Origin of the sequence: Stutzerimonas stutzeri (genome assembly GCF_024448955.1) — a bacterium.
Lineage (GTDB): Bacteria > Pseudomonadota > Gammaproteobacteria > Pseudomonadales > Pseudomonadaceae > Stutzerimonas > Stutzerimonas stutzeri_AQ.
In genome coordinates, this window is the sequence record NZ_JAMOIH010000009.1 from 187,002 (window position 1) to 205,437 (window position 18,436).

Here is an 18,436-nt window from a genome sequence, read left to right on the forward strand (position 1 = left end):
AGCGAACCCCATCAGGAACCGGAATGTATTAGCCAGCGACAACGAAGATGAGGTACATCGCGATACCAACACCGATCATCGGTACGGCGTCGAGCAGACCGGCCATCAGGAAGGTCTTGGTTTGCAGCTGAGGAGCCAGCTCGGGTTGACGAGCGGTGGATTCCAGCAGCTTGCCACCCAGCAGGGCGAAGCCGATGCCAGTGCCCAGGGCACCCAGACCGATCATGATGGAGGCGGCGATGTAGACGAGTTCCATGTAAAGCTCCTGAAGCTAAGGGGGTTAAGGTTTTTCGGGTAAAGCAAAAACGTTTCGAACGATTCAGCTGTTATGGCGTGAGCTCGGCGTGCCCATGATCTTCATGTGCAGAGCTCAGGTACACCACGGTCAGAACCATGAAGATGAACGCCTGCAGCGGGATTACCAGGATGTGGAAAATCGCCCAGGGTACATTCAGGGTCCACTGCACGTAGAACGGCAGCAGCGCAATGAGGATGAACACCACCTCACCGGCATACATGTTGCCGAACAGACGCAGAGCCAGGCTCAGCGGCTTGGTCAGCAGACCGAGGATTTCGAGAAACAGGTTGAACGGAACCAGAGACCAGTGGTTGAACGGGGTGAAGGCCAGCTCCTTGGTGAAACCGCCGACGCCCTTGACCTTGAAGCTGTAGAACAGGATCAGGATGAATACACCCAACGACAGGCCGAAGGTGCCGTTCGGGTCGGCAGTCGGGACGATCTTGAAGTAGGGCAGCCCAAGCAGCGTAGCCAGGCCCGGGATGTAATCCACCGGAATCCACTTCAGGCTGTTCATCAGGAACACCCAGACGAAAATGGTCAAAGCCAGTGGCGCGATAAGCGCGTTGCGGCCGTGGAAAGTATCCTTCACCACGCCTTCGACGAACTCGACGCACATCTCCACGAAGTTCTGCAGGCGCCCCGGAATGCCAGCGGTTGCGCCCTTGGCGGCCATGCGGAAAACCAGGACGAAGATCAGGCCCATGAACAACGACCATCCGAGCGTATCGAGATGGACGGCCATGAAGCCCATGTCGCGGGCTTCGGTGCCCGTCTGGGCGATGGTCCAGGTAGCCTGGTCGACCACCGAGCCGTCTGCGCGAACATAACCTTCCGGCAATTTTCCGTAAGTCAGATTCTGTAGGTGATGCTGGATGTATTCCGCCGGGGTACTCGCCATAAACGCCTCAGTGTTCAATGCTTCGGATTATTTTTCATCAGCAGGAGGGCGCTCGCTCCGGCGCCAAGAACCATCAGATAGCCGGCAAACAACGCTACCGGTTCCAGCGGTTTCACTCCCACAAACACCAGCGCGAATAGCGCTGCTGCCAGAATCTGTTTACCCATCTCGCCAGCCCACAATGACTGAACGATGGCCTTTGCCGAACGCGCGCCGAAATAACGAAACGCCTTGAACGCAAAATATGTATTGCCCAATAGAGCTATCAAACCGCCCAGCAGGCCTGAATAGCCCGCGACCATACCAAAAAAAACACCACAAAAAATGCCGGTGACCGACGCAACGAGCGCCTGTACCACCAGCACACGTACTACAGGCATTCGATGGAGAGGTGTTCTGTTACGTATATTCACCTACAACCACCGCCAAATACCTACGCCATCTGAAATGACGGCAGTCAAAAAAGCGCCGCGAGTATAGGAGCAGCCCCAACGGCGTTCAACCTTCCGGTAGTTATTTCCGATCGGCACTACATATATTTTGTATCAACGAATGTGCGCCAGCACACCTTGCAACTCATCCAGCGAATTGTAGCGGATCACCAGCTGTCCCTTGCCCTTTTCGCCATGCTTGATTTGCACTGGAGAACCCAGGCGCTCGGCTAGCCGTTGTTCCAGGCGAACGATGTCCGGATCGCTCTTCGGCTCGGCTTTGGTGCCCTTGCTGCCATTGAGCCACTGCCGAACCAGCGCCTCGGTCTGACGCACCGTTAGCCCGCGTGCGACAACATGACGCGCGCCTTCGACCTGCTGTTCAACGGGTAACCCCAGCAATGCCCGCGCATGTCCCATTTCCAGATCGCCATGAGACAGAAGCGTCTTGATCTCCTCAGGTAAGGCGATCAGGCGTAACAGGTTGCTGATGGTTACCCGGGATTTGCCAACGGCGTCAGCGACCTGCTGCTGGGTCAGCTGGAATTCCTGCTGCAGTCGTTGCAGAGCCACAGCTTCTTCGATCGGATTGAGGTCTTCGCGTTGGATGTTTTCGATCAGCGCCATGGCGATGGCCGCTTCGTCCGAGACTTCGCGTACCAATGCCGGAATTTTCTCAAGCCCCGCCTGTTGGCTGGCACGCCAGCGCCGCTCGCCGGCAATGATCTCGTAGCGGCCCGAACCGATCGAGCGAACTACGATAGGCTGCATCAAGCCTTGGCTGCGAATCGAATTCGCCAATTCATCGAGGGTCACCGGGTCAATATCGCGACGCGGCTGATACTTGCCCCGCTGGATGACGTCGAGAGGCAACTGTTGCAGCTCGCGCTCGTCGACCTGAGCGGTCTGTTGCTGCGCCGTTGTCACATTGGCGCCGCCGAGCAGGGCATCCAGTCCGCGTCCTAGGCCTCGTTTTTTGGTCGCCATGAAAATTCCTTATGCGGTTACGCTGCGGGCGGCTCGACGCTGACGACGCGACAGTTCGCCCGCCAGTGCCAGATAGGCCAAGGCGCCCTTGGATTGCTTGTCATAGACCAACGCCGGCATGCCATGACTGGGCGCTTCGGCCAGCCTCACATTGCGCGGGATGACGGTGTCGTAGAGCTTCTCTCCGAAATGCGCCTTGAGCTGTTCGGTGACATCGTTGGTCAGGCTGCTGCGCGGATCGTACATGGTGCGCAACAGGCCCTCGATTTTCAGCGAAGGATTCAACGCCTGACCGATGCGCTGAATGGAGTTGACCAGGTCGGTCAGACCTTCGAGGGCGTAATACTCGCACTGCATCGGAATGATCACGCCGTCCGCCGCTGTCAGGGCGTTGATGGTCAGCATCGACAAGGAAGGCGGACAATCGATGAGAATGTAATCGTAGTTCTCGCGTACCGGCGCAAGCGCCTCGCGCAGGCGGTTTTCCTTAGTCGGCAAATTGAGCAGGGCGACTTCCGCGGCCGTCAGGTCACGGTTGGCCGGCAATAACTGATACCCACCGTGCTCGGAAAACTGCATCGCATCGATCAGGCTGCATTCGCCGATGAGAACGTCATAGATCGAGTAGTCCAGACTCAACTTATCCACACCGCTTCCGGTGGTAGCGTTGCCCTGTGGATCAAGGTCGATAAGCAAGACGCGACGGCGTGTCGCAACCAGCGAAGCGGCGAGATTGATGCAGGTGGTGGTCTTGGCGACACCGCCCTTCTGGTTGGCGATGGCAAATACTTTAGCCATGGTCAGTGTCTGTCCGGAGTCATGAAGTGCGGCGCAGTATCAACAGATGGCGTTGCCCTTGGCAACCGGGAACCTTGAGAACCAAACAGCGCTCCAGCTGAAAATCATCAGGCAACGCCTGCAGCTCATCGTCCGGCTGGATGCCTTTCATGGCAAGCCAGCGGGTATCGAGATCGCCCAGGTGGCGCGTCCAGTCGGCGAAGTCACGCAGCGAGCTGAAAGCCCGGGACGTGATACCGGCAAAGGGCTGCTCCGGCCTGAACTCTTCGACGCGGCTGTGGACAACTTCCAGATTTGCGAGCTTCAGCTCGAGCTTGACCTGCGTCAGAAAGCGGGTCTTTTTGCCGTTCGAGTCGAGCAGTGTAAAGCTGCGCTCGGGAAACAGAATGGCCAGCGGTATGCCAGGCATACCGCCGCCGCTACCCACATCGAGCCAGCGCGAGCCGCCCTGCTCTACATGCGGCGCGACGCTGAGGCTATCGAGCAGATGCCGCGAGACCATTTCCGCCGGATCGCGCACGGCGGTCAGGTTGTAGGCCTTGTTCCACTTGTTCAGCAGCCGCAAATAGCCGAGCAGTTGTTCTTGCTGGGTTTCGTTGAGATCGACGCCCAGCAAGGCCGCACCCTGCTTGAGTTCTTCGGCATAGCGGGCGTATTCGGCATCCATCAGGCACTTTGCTCCAGCTTCTGACCGGCGCTGCGTTTTTTCAAATGGATCATCAGGAGCGATACGGCGGCCGGCGTAACGCCGGGTATCCGCGAAGCCTGGCCTAGCGTCTCGGGGCGCGCCAGGGAAAGCTTGTGCTGGATCTCCTTCGACAAGCCGCTGATGGTCGCGTAATCCAGGTCCGACGGTAGCACCACGCTTTCGCTGGCACGCAGGCGGACTATCTCCTCCTGCTGGCGATCAATATATCCAGCGTACTTGGTCTTGATCTCGACCTGCTCGGCGACCTGGGGGTCTTCAACCCCAGCGCCGGTGAGCTGAATCAGGCTTCGGTAGTCAATTTCCGGACGCGAAAGCAGATTGAGCAGGCTGTACTCGTGGGTCAGCGGTGTACCGAAACGCTCGGCGATGGCATCGCCCTGCGGGGTGGCAGGACGCACCCAGGTGCTTTTCAGACGCTGTTCTTCCTGAAGGATACTTTCGCGCTTGCGCTCGAACGCCGCCCAGCGAACATCATCCACCAGTCCTAACTCCCGGCCTTTTTCGGTCAACCGGAGGTCGGCGTTGTCCTCGCGCAGTATCAACCGATACTCGGCGCGAGAAGTGAACATGCGATACGGCTCTTGGGTTCCCAGGGTGATCAGATCGTCGACCAGCACGCCCAGGTAGGCTTCGTCGCGACGTGGACACCAGCTGTCCTTGCCTTGCGCGCGCAGGGCCGCATTGGTACCGGCCAGCAAACCTTGCGCACCGGCTTCTTCGTAACCCGTGGTGCCATTGATTTGGCCGGCGAAAAAAAGCCCGCCGATGACCTTGGTTTCCAGGCTGTATTTCAGATCGCGCGGATCGAAGTAATCGTATTCGATGGCATAGCCAGGTCGGACGATGTGAGCCTGCTCCATCCCGCGAATGCTTTGCACGATCTGCAACTGAACATCGAACGGCAGCGAGGTGGAAATGCCATTGGGGTAAAGCTCATGGGTAGTCAGGCCTTCGGGCTCGATAAAAACCTGGTGGCTGTCCTTGTCGGCGAAACGATGGATCTTGTCCTCGATCGATGGACAGTAGCGTGGCCCGACGCCCTCGATGACGCCGGAATACATCGGCGAGCGGTCGAGATTGGCCGCGATGATTTCGTGGGTTCTGGCGTTGGTGTGGGTGATCCAGCAACTGACCTGCTCGGGATGCTGCGCCGCATGTCCGAGGAATGACATCGGCGGAATGGGACTATCGCCCGGCTGTTCGGTCATCACCGAGAAATCGACGCTGCGGCCGTCGATACGAGGCGGCGTCCCGGTCTTCAGACGACCGACGCGAAGCGGCAGTTCACGCAGACGTGCAGCCAGAGCGATGGATGGCGGATCGCCAGCGCGTCCACCGGAGTAATTCTGCAACCCAATGTGGATAAGTCCGCCAAGGAAGGTCCCGGTCGTCAGAACAACCGATTCGGTGAAGAAACGCAGGCCCATCTGCGTGATGACACCTTTGACCTGATCCGCCTCGACGATCAGATCGTCAGCAGCCTGCTGAAATACCCACAGGTTCGCCTGTTTCTCGAGTGTCTCTCGCACCGCAGCCTTGTAAAGCACACGGTCGGCCTGCGCACGCGTAGCGCGGACCGCCGGACCCTTGCGGCTGTTGAGCACGCGGAACTGTATTCCGCTCTTGTCGGTAGCGGTCGCCATGGCGCCGCCCAATGCGTCGATTTCCTTGACCAGATGACTCTTGCCGATACCACCGATGGCCGGATTGCAGCTCATCTGCCCTAGCGTTTCGACGTTATGAGTGAGCAGCAATGTCTTCACGCCGATTCGAGCGGCTGCCAAAGCAGCTTCGGTACCGGCATGGCCACCGCCGATAACGATGACGTCAAAACGGGAAGGGAAATCCACCACGCACCTCGTGCCTGTTCAGATGAGTTTTGGGAAACGCGCAAGTATAGGGGCTGGAGGTTTTCGAAAGAAGTCCTTTGAACAAAAAATGACCAGCTGCAGCTTCAGGCAATGACGACGGCAAACAGACGCATCATTAGAAAAATAGAGAAAAGTATTTAAAGCTTATTTTTATGTTTATAAATAGGAGCGAAATTTCTGTGGATAGATCCACGGAAGCCCTGTACTTAGAGGATTCCAGCGTTTTAAAAGGTTGTGTTGATGCTGCGCTCTACCCGTGCGCTACCGGTTCATAGGCTGTGTATGAAAGGATAAGTTATGCACAGGGCTATCTGTGAGCTTGTTCTTCAACTGGTTATGGACCGATCTTAGGCGTACTTTTCCACAGAGCTTAGCTGGGATTGGCGAGCTTTGGCGCCGCATTGCGGGAAGCCAATGGAGTCGGTGGGTAGGGTTGAAGGGGCATTTAGCGACGATTAATGACAAGGTTCCCGCAAGCAGCCGCAGAACGAAGCGCGGCTGCGTTCAAGCGCACAGGAACTGGCGAAGCTAAGGAGCCGTCGAGCGAGGCTTAGGGCTACTTACCAATACAGAAGCTGGAAAATATGCGGCCCAACAGATCGTCCGAGCTGAAGGCTCCAGTGATCTCGCCAAGCGCCTGCTGGGCTTGCCGCAGGTCTTCGGCGAGCAGCTCCCCCGCTCCAGCGAGCGTGAGCTGGGCATGGCCATGCTCCAGATGCTCCGCAGCCTGTCGCAGCGCATCCAGGTGTCTGCGACGGGCGCTGAAACCACTCTCGGCGGTCTGGTCATAGCCCATGCAGTCCTTTAGATGCTCACGCAACATTTCGAGGCCGTCACCTGATCTCGCCGAGAGGCTCAGGGTGGTGTAGCCGTCAGGATCGATCGCAAGCGTGGTACCCTCGCCGGTCAGGTCGGCCTTGTTGCGGATGAGGGTGGTTTTGGTTCGGTCCGGCCTGATGGTGAGAACCTCGGGCCAACCTGACTCGCCAGCGTCGCCGGATGCTGCGCTGGCATCCATCACCAGGAGTATCCGGTCGGCATCCTCGATGGCCTTGATGGCGCGTTCCACACCGATGCGCTCCACTTGATCATCGGTATCCCGCAGGCCAGCGGTATCGATGATGTGCAACGGCATACCGTCGATATGAATATGCTCGCGAAGCACGTCGCGCGTGGTGCCTGCGATATCGGTGACGATCGCCGCTTCCCGACCGGCCAGTGCGTTGAGCAGGCTGGACTTTCCAGCATTGGGGCGGCCGGCGATCACTACATTCATGCCCTCTCGCAGCAGTGCCCCCTGACCGGCTTCACGGATGACCTCACTCAGTTCCTGTCTGACACTCTGCAACAATGCCAGCACCCGACCATCGGCGAGGAAATCGATTTCCTCTTCCGGGAAATCGATCGCCGCTTCCACGTATATCCGCAGTTGGATGAGTTTTTCCGTCAGTTGATGCACCCGCCGGGAAAACTCCCCCTGCAACGAGCGCACGGCGTTGCGGGCGGCCTGGGCGGAGCTTGCTTCGATCAGATCGGCGATCGCCTCGGCTTGCGCCAGGTCCAGCTTGTCGTTGAGGAAAGCCCGCTCGCTGAACTCGCCGGGGCGAGCCAGGCGCGCGCCCAACTCCACGCAGCGGCGCAATAGCATGTCCATCACCACCAGGCCACCATGCCCCTGCAGTTCCAGTACGTCTTCGCCGGTAAAAGAATTAGGACCTGGAAAGAACAGCATCAGCCCTTCATCGATGACCTCTCCATCGTCGGCATGGAACGGACCGTAATGCGCATGGCGAGCAGTCGGCTCCCGGCCGCTGAGGGTAATGGCCACAGCTTTCGCCCGCGGCCCGGAAACACGCACGACCCCGATTCCCCCTCTCCCGGGTGCGGTGGCGACTGCGGCAATGGTTTCACGTTCGTGATTCATGCGTCTCTCCAGCGGATCCAAAGCAAAACGCCCCAATCAAGGGGCGTTCTGTTCGTTCAGCAGATCAGGCTGCGGCCTGTCTCTCGATCTTGCGGGTAATGTACCACTGCTGCGCGATCGACAAGACGTTGTTGACGACCCAGTACAGCACCAGACCTGCCGGGAACCACAGGAAGAAGAAGGTGAAGATGACAGGCAACAGCTTCATCACCTTGGCTTGCATCGGATCTGGTGGTGTGGGGTTCAACTGCTGCTGGATGAACATGGTCACGCCCATGATGATCGGCAGGATGAAGAACGGGTCCTTGATCGACAGGTCGGTGATCCAGAACATCCAGGGCGCCTGGCGCATCTCGACGCTTTCCAGTAGAACCCAATAGAGTGCAAGGAAAACCGGCATCTGCACCAGGATCGGCAGACAGCCGCCCAGCGGATTGATCTTCTCTTTTTTGTACAGCTCCATCATCGCCTGGGACATCTTCTGGCGATCATCGCCGAATTGTTCCTTGAGCGCCTGCATCTTCGGCGAAACCGCACGCATGCGCGCCATCGACCTATAGCTGGCGGCCGACAGCGGGAAGAACGCGAGCTTGATGATGATGGTCAGTACGATGATCGACCAGCCCCAGTTGCCCAGCAGCGCGTGAATGTTCTCCAGCAGCCAGAAGATCGGTTGGGCAATGAACCAGAGGATGCCGTAGTCGACGGTCAGACGCAGACCGGGGGAAAGTTCCTCGAGCTTGTCCTGACTCTTGGGACCGGCATAAAGGGTAGCGGCTGCTTCGCCCTGGCTGCCGGGCGCGACCGAAATTGCGGGACCGGTGAAACCGATGATGTAGTTACCTTGGCTATCCTTGCGCGTCTGTACCTGGTTGGTCTGATCGGGCGCAGGAATCCAGGCGGTCACGAAGTAGTGCTGCAACCAGGCGATCCAGCCGCCGTCGACGGTTCTCTTCAGGTTCTGGTCGTCCATGTCGCCCATGGACACTTTGGTATAGGGCTCGTCCTTGGTCCACAGTGCCGCGCCTAGATAGGTTGCCGTGCCGGTTGCCGTGCTCGAAGAGGGATCGCCACTGTCGTCGCGCTTGAGCTGACCAAACATGTAACCAGTCCAGGCCTTCTGGCTCTGGTTGTCGATCAGGTAACGCACGCCCAGGTCGTAATCGCCACGATCGAAGGTGAAACGCTTGGTGTAGTTGACGCCATCTTCGCTGTACTTCAGGTCGACGACGAGCTGATCCTGCCCTTCGGCGAGCTGATAGTTCTGTTGCTCGCTGCTATACAGTGGGCGGCCGCTGGCTTTGTCTGGACCATCGCCAATCAGCCCGCTCTGAGCTTCGTAGGTCCGCTCGGCGCTACGCTCGAACAGCTGGAAAGGAACGTCCGGCCGATCCTGGCGGCGCGGAAACTCTGGCAAGCGCAGGTCGACGATGTCACCGCCACGTGGATCGATCGCGACGTCGAGGACATCGGTACGCACACGGATGAGCTGAGAACTGGCCTGAGTTTCAGGAAGCGCGCTGGCCGACTGATCGCCAGCGACAGCAGGAATGTCACCCTGCGAACCCTCAGCAGTAACGGTGGTTGGCGTCTCGGGTAGCTGAGTGGCTGAAGATTGTTCCTGATTTGTCTCGGCAGGCAGAGCAGCCTGACCATAGTCCTGATTCCACTGAAGAACCATCAGGTAGGCAACGACTGCCAATGCGACAAGCAGGATCGAGCGTTTGATATCCATGGTTACTCGGTCATCGAAGATGAATTGGAGGTGTTGTTGGAAGGCACGGGATCATAGCCGCCCGGATTCCATGGATGGCAACGGCCAAGCCTGCACAGGCTCAGCCAGCCACCGCGCAGCAGGCCATGATTCTCGATGGCCTCTTGTGCGTAGCAGGAGCAACTTGGGTAGAAACGACAATGGCTCGCCATCATGGGGCTGATGGCGTACCGGTAGATCCGAATCGGAATCAAGGCCAGTTTACGCATGGGCGGACTTGCTCTGTTCCGGACTGCCGGCGGTCTCGGAGGGTGTGCGGGACAACCGCCTCCAGAGTTTGGCGAATTGCCGTGCCAGTTCGGGATTATCCAGATCAGCCAATCCCTTGCGAGCGATAACCACGATGTCCCACCCCGTCAGTTCCATCTGGTGGAGACGAAAGGTCTCACGCAGTTGCCGCTTGATGCGATTGCGTTCAACCGCGAGCTTGACGCTCTTCTTGCCGATCACCAGCCCGATTCGAGGGTGCGGCAGTTCGTTTTCGCGCACCAGGAGCAGGACGTTCCTGCCCGGTAACTTGCCGGAAGGGGAGTCGAAGACTGTTTTGAACTGACGCGGGGTCAGCAATCGCTTTTCCCGAGCGAAGTCTCGACTCACTACCTGTTCCGACGTGTTCAGACTGCCAGGCGCTTACGACCTTTGGCGCGACGGCGCGACAGGACGGCACGGCCGTTCTTGGTGGCCATACGAGCACGGAAACCGTGAGTGCGAGCGCGCTTGAGGGTGCTGGGTTGGAAAGTGCGTTTCATGATGCGTTTACCTGGTGATCCGTTGCGGGCCGGAATGGCCCCCTTTTAAGAGACCGGCGATTGTAGAGAAGCCGCGCTGCGAGGTCAATTTCCAACCAGCGCCGTCGAAGACAAATATATATAGATAAAAAGAAATTAAAGCTTTTCTTACTACAGAGCTTATAAATGGTGTGTACCGTTTCTGTGGATAACCATCTACAGCCCAGCACAGCCGCCGTATTAGGCGTTTCTAAACTCTCTTTGTAAACGGTGCGTTCACGGTGGGAACGTTTTTAGTTTCCTGTGGACATTTTTGTAGGTTATCAACAGGTGGGTTCTCCACTGAGCTTTGCACAGACTTATCCGGAACCCTAACGGAAAGTTATCAACAGCGCTTAGGACCTGTGCCAAGATTATTACCGGCTATTTTTATGCCTGACTTTGCCTTAATAGGGATGCTGACTGTGGATAACCGGCCTGGCCATGGCTACAATGGTTGCCGTTTGAAGCTCGACAGCGTCTAGGAGATTCCGTGTCGGTGGAACTTTGGCAGCAGTGCGTTGACCTCTTGAGAGATGAGCTGCCGGCCCAGCAATTCAACACGTGGATCCGTCCGCTTCAAGTCGAGGCCGAGGGGGACGAACTGCGCGTATACGCACCCAATCGATTCGTTCTTGATTGGGTCAACGAAAAATATCTGTCCCGTTTGCTTGAGCTGCTATCGGAACGCGCTACCGGTCCGACCCCTTCGTTGTCTCTATTGATAGGGAGCAAACGTACAGCCGCCGCCGCGCTCCCTTCTGCATCGATGGCCCGCGCTCAACAGCAGGCCACCGTTTCTGCCGTGCCCTCGCAGGCCGCACCTTCGGAACCCGCTGCCGTTGCACCTCTATCTGCTCCGTCACCACCAGCAGCTGCGCCTGCGCGTGCGGAGCGTAACGTCCAGGTCGAAGGTGGACTCAAGCACACCAGTTATCTCAACCGGACCTTTACCTTCGAGAATTTCGTCGAGGGCAAGTCCAACCAGCTGGCCCGCGCTGCTGCATGGCAAGTTGCCGATAATCCCAAGCATGGCTACAACCCGCTGTTTCTCTATGGTGGGGTGGGCCTCGGTAAAACTCACTTGATGCATGCGGTGGGCAACCACCTGTTGAAGAAAAATCCCAACGCCAAGGTGGTCTATCTTCATTCGGAGCGTTTCGTCGCCGACATGGTCAAGGCGCTGCAGCTCAATGCCATCAATGAATTCAAACGCTTCTATCGCTCGGTGGACGCGCTACTCATCGATGACATCCAGTTCTTCGCCAAGAAAGAACGCTCCCAGGAGGAGTTCTTTCATACCTTCAATGCGTTACTGGAGGGTGGGCAGCAGGTGATTCTCACCAGTGACCGCTACCCGAAGGAAATCGACGGACTTGAAGAAAGACTCAAGTCCCGTTTCGGCTGGGGCCTGACGGTTGCTGTCGAGCCGCCGGAGCTCGAGACGCGGGTGGCGATCCTGATGAAGAAGGCTGACCAGGCCAATGTGGATCTGCCACATGATGCTGCGTTCTTCATCGCGCAGCGGATCCGCTCGAATGTGCGTGAACTGGAAGGCGCACTGAAGCGCGTCATCGCTCACGCTCATTTCATGGGCCGCGATATCACCATCGAGCTCATTCGAGAGTCTTTGAAGGACTTGCTTGCTCTACAGGACAAGTTGGTCAGTGTGGATAATATTCAGCGCACCGTCGCTGAGTACTACAAGATAAAAATCTCCGATCTGCTGTCGAAGCGACGTTCCCGCTCAGTGGCGAGACCGCGTCAGGTTGCGATGGCGTTGTCCAAAGAGCTCACCAACCACAGCCTGCCGGAAATCGGCGATGCGTTTGGTGGGCGCGATCACACGACCGTGCTTCACGCTTGTCGTAAAATTGCTGAACTTCGTGAATTGGATGCTGATATTCGCGAAGATTACAAAAATCTGCTGCGTACTTTGACAACCTGAACTGCGGCCAATTAATAGGCAAGGGACCAGACCATGCATTTCACTATTCAGCGCGAAGCCCTGTTGAAACCTCTGCAGTTGGTGGCCGGCGTCGTTGAGCGACGCCAGACCTTGCCCGTTTTGTCCAACGTGTTGCTGGTGGTTCAGGATCATCAGCTATCCCTTACCGGTACCGATCTCGAAGTCGAACTGGTCGGCCGCGTGGCGTTAGAGGATGCTGCAGAGCCCGGTGAGATAACGGTACCGGCGCGCAAGCTGATGGATATCTGCAAGAGCCTGCAGCCCGATGCGCTGATTGATATACGCCTGGATGATCAGAAAGTGGTGATCAAGTCGGGGCGTAGCCGTTTTTCCCTGTCGACCCTGCCGGCCAACGATTTCCCTACCGTCGAGGAAGGGCCAGGCTCGCTTAATTTCAGCGTTAACCAGGGCAAGATGCGTCGCCTGATCGAGCGCAGCAGCTTTGCCATGGCACAGCAGGACGTGCGCTACTACCTGAACGGTATGCTGATCGAAGTTTCCAGCGGAATGCTGCGTGCGGTCGCGACCGATGGGCATCGGTTAGCGATGTGTTCCATGCAGGCCGGTATCGAGCAACCGGATCGTCATCAGGTTATCGTGCCGCGAAAAGGGATTCTTGAACTGGCGCGTTTGCTGTCCGATCAGGACGGCGACGTCAGCATCGTGCTTGGACAGCACCACATCCGTGCAACGACCAATGAGTTCACCTTCACTTCCAAATTGGTGGATGGCAAGTTCCCCGACTATGAGCGCGTACTGCCCCGTGGCGGTGACAAGCTGGTCGTTGGCGAGCGCCAGACGCTGCGCGAGGCATTCAGCCGCACGGCGATTCTCTCCAACGAGAAATATCGCGGTATCCGCCTGCAGCTTGAAAGCGGGTTGTTGAAGATTCAGGCTAACAACCCGGAACAGGAGGAGGCGGAAGAGGAAGTTGCGGTCGACTACACCGGCGGATCGTTGGAGATCGGTTTCAACGTTAGCTATTTGCTTGACGTGCTTGGCGTCATGACCACTGATCAGGTCCGTCTCATTCTCTCTGATGCCAACAGTAGTGCGCTGGTTCAGGAGTACGACAACGACGATTCAGCCTATGTCGTGATGCCGATGCGTCTGTAACGCCCGGCTCTGAATGTCCCTCAGCCGTATATCTGTCACCGGCGTTCGCAATCTGCAGCCGGTGACGCTCATTCCCTCCCCTCGGATCAACATCCTTCACGGCGACAACGGCAGCGGGAAAACTAGTTTTCTCGAGGCCATTCATCTGCTTGGAATGGCCCGTTCGTTTCGCAGTACGCGGCTGAACCCGGTGATTAGCCACGAGCACGTCAGTTGTACGGTGTTTGGCCAGGTTGAACTGGGAGAGGGCCAGTCCAATGCGCTGGGTATCTCTAGAGAACGCTCTGGCGAATTTCGCATTCGTATTAACGGCCAGAGCGCTCGTAGTGCGGCTGAGCTTGCCGAAACCCTACCGCTGCAGCTGATCAATCCAGACAGTTTCCGGCTTCTGGAAGGAGCCCCCAAGCTCCGCCGACAGTTCCTCGATTGGGGCGTGTTCCACGTGGAACCACGTTTCCTCAGGGCCTGGCAGCGTCTCCAGCAGGCGCTGCGGCAACGAAACTCCTGGCTGCGGCATGGTACACTGGACGCCGCTTCGCAGGCGGCCTGGAGCCAAGAACTGAGCGTAGCGAGCGACGAAATAGATGCTTACAGGCGAGCTTATATTCAGGCGTTGAAGCCTGTATTCGAGCAAACGCTGGCGTCTCTTCTTGAGCTCGAAGGCTTTCAATTGAGTTATTACCGCGGTTGGGACAAAGAACGCTCTTTGGGCGAAGTTCTAGCGGCGTCTATCGATCGCGACCGGATGATGGGGCACACCCAGGCGGGTCCGCAGCGAGCTGATCTTCGCTTGCGAATCGCCGGTCACAATGCGGCGGAGATTCTCTCGCGAGGCCAGCAGAAGCTGGTTGTTTGTGCCCTACGGATTGCCCAAGGGCACTTGGTGAGCGAGGCCAAGCGAGGCCAGTGTATCTATCTGGTTGATGACCTGCCGTCCGAGCTGGATGGCCAACATCGGCTGGCACTATGCCGGCTGCTTGAACTACTGAATTGCCAGGTATTCATCACCTGCGTCGATTCGAATGTATTGCGAGAAGGCTGGCGTGACGATACCCCAGTCTCATTGTTTCACGTGGAACATGGTGCAATAACCCAGTCCACGTCCCCTCGGGAGTGAAGGCATGAGCGAAAATCACACGTACGATTCGTCCAGCATCAAGGTTCTCAAGGGCCTCGATGCCGTACGTAAACGTCCCGGCATGTACATTGGCGACACGGACGATGGCACCGGCCTGCATCATATGGTCTTCGAAGTGGTCGACAACTCGATCGACGAGGCGCTGGCCGGGCACTGCAGCGACATATCGATCACTATCCATGTCGATGAGTCGATTACTGTTCGTGACAATGGCCGTGGAATTCCGGTCGATATTCACGAAGAGGGCGTGTCGGCAGCCGAAGTCATCATGACCGTGCTCCACGCCGGCGGTAAGTTCGATGACAACTCCTACAAGGTTTCCGGTGGCCTCCACGGTGTCGGTGTGTCGGTGGTGAACGCCCTGTCTGAAGAACTCGTGCTGACAATCCGTCGGGAAGGCAAGGTCTGGGAACAGATTTACTGCCATGGCGTGCCACAGGCACCGCTGGCAGCCGTTGGTGAAACGGAGGATTCAGGCACCCAGATTCATTTCAAACCATCATCGGAAACCTTTCAGAATATCCACTTCAGCTGGGATATCCTGGCAAAGCGGTTGCGCGAGCTCTCGTTCCTCAATTCCGGTGTGGGTATCGTGCTGCGCGACGAGCGCAACGCCAAAGAAGAGCTGTTCAAGTACGAGGGCGGTTTGAGTGCGTTCGTCGCCTACCTCAACACCAACAAGACGCCGGTCAACGAGGTGTTTCACTTCAACGTCCAGCGTGACGATGGAGTTGGTGTCGAGGTAGCGCTGCAGTGGAACGACAGCTTCAACGAGAATCTACTCTGTTTCACCAACAACATTCCTCAGCGCGATGGCGGTACGCACCTGGCCGGTTTCAGATCGGCATTGACGCGTAATCTCAACAACTACATCGAACAGGAAGGTCTGGCGAAAAAGCACAAGGTGGCGACTACCGGTGACGACGCCCGTGAAGGTCTGACTGCAATCATTTCGGTGAAGGTTCCGGATCCGAAGTTCAGCTCGCAGACAAAGGACAAGCTGGTCTCGTCCGAAGTTAAAACGGCCGTAGAACAGGAGATGGGCAAGCACTTCGCGGATTTCCTGCTTGAGCACCCCAACGAAGCGAAAGCGGTCGTTGGCAAGATGATCGACGCTGCACGTGCTCGTGAGGCCGCGCGAAAAGCCCGCGAAATGACCCGGCGCAAGGGAGCTCTCGATATTGCCGGTCTACCCGGCAAACTCGCCGACTGCCAGGAAAAGGACCCTGCCCTTTCCGAACTCTACATAGTGGAGGGTGACTCCGCGGGCGGCTCTGCCAAGCAAGGACGCAACCGTCGGACTCAGGCCATTCTGCCGCTCAAAGGCAAGATCCTGAACGTCGAGAAAGCCCGATTCGACAAGATGATTTCCTCGCAGGAAGTCGGCACGCTGATCACCGCCCTTGGCTGCGGTATCGGTCGAGAAGAGTACAACATCGACAAGCTGCGCTATCACAACATCATCATCATGACCGATGCCGACGTTGACGGTTCGCATATTCGTACGCTGCTGCTCACCTTCTTCTTCCGTCAGTTGCCCGAGCTGATCGAGCGTGGCTATGTGTACATCGCTCAACCGCCGCTTTACAAGGTCAAACGTGGCAAGCAGGAGCAGTACATCAAAGATGATGAGGCGATGGATGAATACCTCACCCAATCGGCGCTCGAAGATGCAAGCCTGCACGTCAATGAAGATGCACCCGGTCTTTCAGGTGAGGCGCTTGAACGCCTAGTGAACGACTACCGCACAGTGATGAAGACGTTGCAACGGTTGTCCCGACTTTACCCTCAGGAATTGACTGAGCACTTCATTTATTTGCCGCGCGTATCGATCGACCAGCTGGGCGACCAGGCTGCTATGCAAGCCTGGATGGAGTCGTATTCCTCACTACTGAGAGGCGTCGAGCAGTCTGGACTGACCTACAAGGCGAGCCTGCGAGAAGATAAAGAGCGCAACCTGTGGCTGCCGGAAGTGGAGATCGTTTCCCATGGGCTGGCCAGTTACATCACGTTCAACCGGGACTTCTTCGGTAGTAATGATTACAAGACGGTCACCGCGTTGGGTGACAAGCTCAACAGCCTCCTAGAGGAAGGTGCCTACGTTAAACGCGGTGAGCGCAGGAAGCAGGTCAGCACCTTCAAGGAGGCGCTGGGATGGTTGATGACCGAAGGTACACGTCGGCACAGCGTCCAGCGATACAAGGGACTGGGAGAGATGAATCCGGATCAGCTATGGGAGACCACGATGGATCCAGCGGTTCGGCGGATGCTCAAGGTCACGATCGAAGATGCCATCGCGGCTGATCAGATCTTCAATACCTTGATGGGGGACGCGGTAGAGCCCCGTCGGGATTTCATCGAATCCAATGCTTTGGCGGTATCCAACTTGGATTTCTGATCTCTCTCGTTTTCGTTACTTCCTAAAACCCGGCTTTCGCCGGGTTTTTTGTTTCACGTGGAACATAAGAAGTTTCTCGCTTCTTCGATAGCTTTATCCCATGGGCCTTCTTGGTTTTATCAATTTTCGGAATTGCCTTGCGGTGCGTAAGCTTTCTCCATCGAAACTTTCAAGTTCTGACTTCCCACGGAAGCCGACAAATCACTTACGAGGTAATCCAATGCTGGACACCAATCTCAAGACCCAGTTGAAAGCCTATCTGGAAAAGGTCACTCAGCCGTTCGAGATCGTCGCGTCCCTCGATGACGGTGAGAAATCCCAAGAAATGCTCGCCCTGCTGGAAGACATTGCTAGCCTGAGCGACCAGATCACCCTGCGCACCGATGGTGATGATGCTCGTCGCCCGTCGTTCGCACTCAACCGTATCGGTGGCAACATCAGCCTGCGTTTTGCCGGCATCCCGATGGGCCACGAATTTACCTCGCTGGTACTCGCCCTGCTGCAGGTAGGCGGTCATCCGTCGAAGACTGCTGCTGATGTCATTGAGCAGATCAAGAACATCGAAGGCGACTACAGCTTCGAAACCTACTTCTCGCTGTCCTGCCAGAACTGCCCCGACGTGGTCCAGGCGCTGAACCTGATGGCCGTGCTCAACCCGAACATCCGCCACGTCGCCATCGACGGTGCGCTGTTCCAGGACGAAGTCGAAGCCCGGCAGGTCATGTCCGTGCCGAGCATCTACCTCAACGGTGAGCTGTTCGGCCAAGGCCGCATGGGCGAAGAGGAAATTCTCGCCAAGCTCGACACCGGCGCCTCGGCACGTGATGCCGAAAAACTCAGCGCCAAGGGCGCCTTCGACGTACTCGTCGTCGGCGGTGGCCCGGCGGGTGCCGCAGCGGCCATCTACGCAGCGCGTAAAGGCATCCGCACCGGCGTGGCGGCCGAGCGTTTCGGCGGTCAGGTGCTGGATACCATGGCCATCGAAAACTTCATCTCGGTCAACGAGACCGAAGGCCCGAAGCTGGCCCGTGCGCTGGAAAACCACGTACGCGAATACGACGTCGACATCATGAACCTGCAGCGCGCTGCGGCTCTGATACCGGCTACCGGCGAAGGCGGCTTGCACGAAATCAAACTGGAAAACGGCGGCTCGCTCAAGGCCAAGACACTGATCCTCGCCACCGGTGCCCGCTGGCGTGAAATGAACGTGCCGGGCGAGCAGCAATACCGTGGCCGTGGCGTTGCCTACTGCCCGCACTGCGACGGCCCGCTGTTCAAGGGCAAGCGTGTCGCGGTGATCGGCGGTGGCAACTCCGGCGTGGAAGCGGCCATCGATCTGGCCGGCATCGTCGCTC

At 57.5% G+C, this 18,436-nt stretch carries 17 protein-coding genes; 5 read left to right on the forward strand and 12 right to left on the reverse strand.

The genetic code is table 11. The features are described from left to right. Nucleotides 1–28: 28 nt before the first annotated feature. The 12 genes from atpE to rpmH form a co-directional block, all read right to left on the reverse strand. The gene (gene atpE, locus NA645_RS11895; protein ID WP_003290909.1) at nt 29–256 is read right to left on the reverse strand and encodes a F0F1 ATP synthase subunit C; all 228 of its coding nucleotides are present in this window, start codon (nt 254–256) and stop codon (nt 29–31) included. Between the two features lie 70 nt (nt 257–326). Beyond that, nucleotides 327–1,199, reverse strand: a complete 873-nt coding sequence (gene atpB / locus NA645_RS11900; RefSeq protein WP_256048992.1) for a F0F1 ATP synthase subunit A — start codon at nt 1,197–1,199, stop codon at nt 327–329. 14 nt (nt 1,200–1,213) lie between these two features. Then, complete coding sequence (locus tag NA645_RS11905) at nt 1,214–1,612, reverse strand: F0F1 ATP synthase subunit I (protein WP_231752265.1); 399 nt, start codon at nt 1,610–1,612, stop codon at nt 1,214–1,216. Between the two features lie 132 nt (nt 1,613–1,744). Beyond that, nucleotides 1,745–2,617, reverse strand: a complete 873-nt coding sequence (locus NA645_RS11910; RefSeq protein WP_256048993.1) for a ParB/RepB/Spo0J family partition protein — start codon at nt 2,615–2,617, stop codon at nt 1,745–1,747. Nucleotides 2,618–2,626: 9 nt separating this feature from the next. Next, entirely contained in the window at nt 2,627–3,415 is a 789-nt protein-coding gene (locus NA645_RS11915; RefSeq protein ID WP_256048994.1) for a ParA family protein, read from the reverse strand. A gap of 19 nt (nt 3,416–3,434) precedes the next feature. Further along, on the reverse strand, nt 3,435–4,082 hold the full coding sequence (rsmG, locus tag NA645_RS11920) for a 16S rRNA (guanine(527)-N(7))-methyltransferase RsmG (RefSeq protein WP_256048995.1): 648 nt from the start codon (nt 4,080–4,082) through the stop codon (nt 3,435–3,437). Further along, the gene (mnmG, locus tag NA645_RS11925; protein ID WP_256048996.1) at nt 4,082–5,974 is read right to left on the reverse strand and encodes a tRNA uridine-5-carboxymethylaminomethyl(34) synthesis enzyme MnmG; all 1,893 of its coding nucleotides are present in this window, start codon (nt 5,972–5,974) and stop codon (nt 4,082–4,084) included. Before mnmG ends, rsmG begins: the two co-directional genes overlap by 1 nt. A 577-nt stretch (nt 5,975–6,551) precedes the next feature. Further along, a complete protein-coding gene (gene mnmE / locus NA645_RS11930; protein ID WP_256048997.1) occupies nt 6,552–7,919 on the reverse strand; it encodes a tRNA uridine-5-carboxymethylaminomethyl(34) synthesis GTPase MnmE in 1,368 nt (455 codons plus the stop codon). Nucleotides 7,920–7,983: 64 nt separating this feature from the next. Next, the gene (gene yidC, locus NA645_RS11935) at nt 7,984–9,654 is read right to left on the reverse strand and encodes a membrane protein insertase YidC (RefSeq protein ID WP_256048998.1); all 1,671 of its coding nucleotides are present in this window, start codon (nt 9,652–9,654) and stop codon (nt 7,984–7,986) included. A gap of 2 nt (nt 9,655–9,656) precedes the next feature. After that, a complete protein-coding gene (yidD, locus tag NA645_RS11940; protein ID WP_131649147.1) occupies nt 9,657–9,902 on the reverse strand; it encodes a membrane protein insertion efficiency factor YidD in 246 nt (81 codons plus the stop codon). Next, nucleotides 9,895–10,290, reverse strand: a complete 396-nt coding sequence (rnpA, locus tag NA645_RS11945) for a ribonuclease P protein component (protein ID WP_256048999.1) — start codon at nt 10,288–10,290, stop codon at nt 9,895–9,897. Before rnpA ends, yidD begins: the two co-directional genes overlap by 8 nt. A 17-nt stretch (nt 10,291–10,307) precedes the next feature. Next, nucleotides 10,308–10,442, reverse strand: coding sequence for a 50S ribosomal protein L34 (rpmH, locus tag NA645_RS11950; RefSeq protein WP_019340723.1), 135 nt, complete (start codon nt 10,440–10,442; stop codon nt 10,308–10,310). A gap of 511 nt (nt 10,443–10,953) precedes the next feature. On the opposite strand from rpmH, the gene dnaA reads away from it, so the two are divergent. From dnaA to ahpF, 5 genes are all read left to right on the forward strand, one after another. Beyond that, nucleotides 10,954–12,408 carry a chromosomal replication initiator protein DnaA gene (dnaA, locus tag NA645_RS11955; protein WP_256049000.1) on the forward strand — a complete coding sequence of 485 codons (1,455 nt, stop codon included), beginning with the start codon at nt 10,954–10,956 and terminating at the stop codon, nt 12,406–12,408. A 33-nt stretch (nt 12,409–12,441) separates the two neighbouring features. Beyond that, the gene (gene dnaN, locus NA645_RS11960; protein ID WP_256049001.1) at nt 12,442–13,545 is read left to right on the forward strand and encodes a DNA polymerase III subunit beta; all 1,104 of its coding nucleotides are present in this window, start codon (nt 12,442–12,444) and stop codon (nt 13,543–13,545) included. Between the two features lie 13 nt (nt 13,546–13,558). Further along, a complete protein-coding gene (recF, locus tag NA645_RS11965; protein ID WP_256049002.1) occupies nt 13,559–14,662 on the forward strand; it encodes a DNA replication/repair protein RecF in 1,104 nt (367 codons plus the stop codon). A 4-nt stretch (nt 14,663–14,666) separates the two neighbouring features. Beyond that, nucleotides 14,667–17,081, forward strand: a complete 2,415-nt coding sequence (gyrB, locus tag NA645_RS11970) for a DNA topoisomerase (ATP-hydrolyzing) subunit B (protein WP_256049003.1) — start codon at nt 14,667–14,669, stop codon at nt 17,079–17,081. A 220-nt stretch (nt 17,082–17,301) separates the two neighbouring features. Continuing rightward, nucleotides 17,302–18,436 (forward strand): alkyl hydroperoxide reductase subunit F (ahpF, locus tag NA645_RS11975; RefSeq protein ID WP_256049004.1); only part of this gene is annotated, 1,135 nt, incomplete at its 3' end.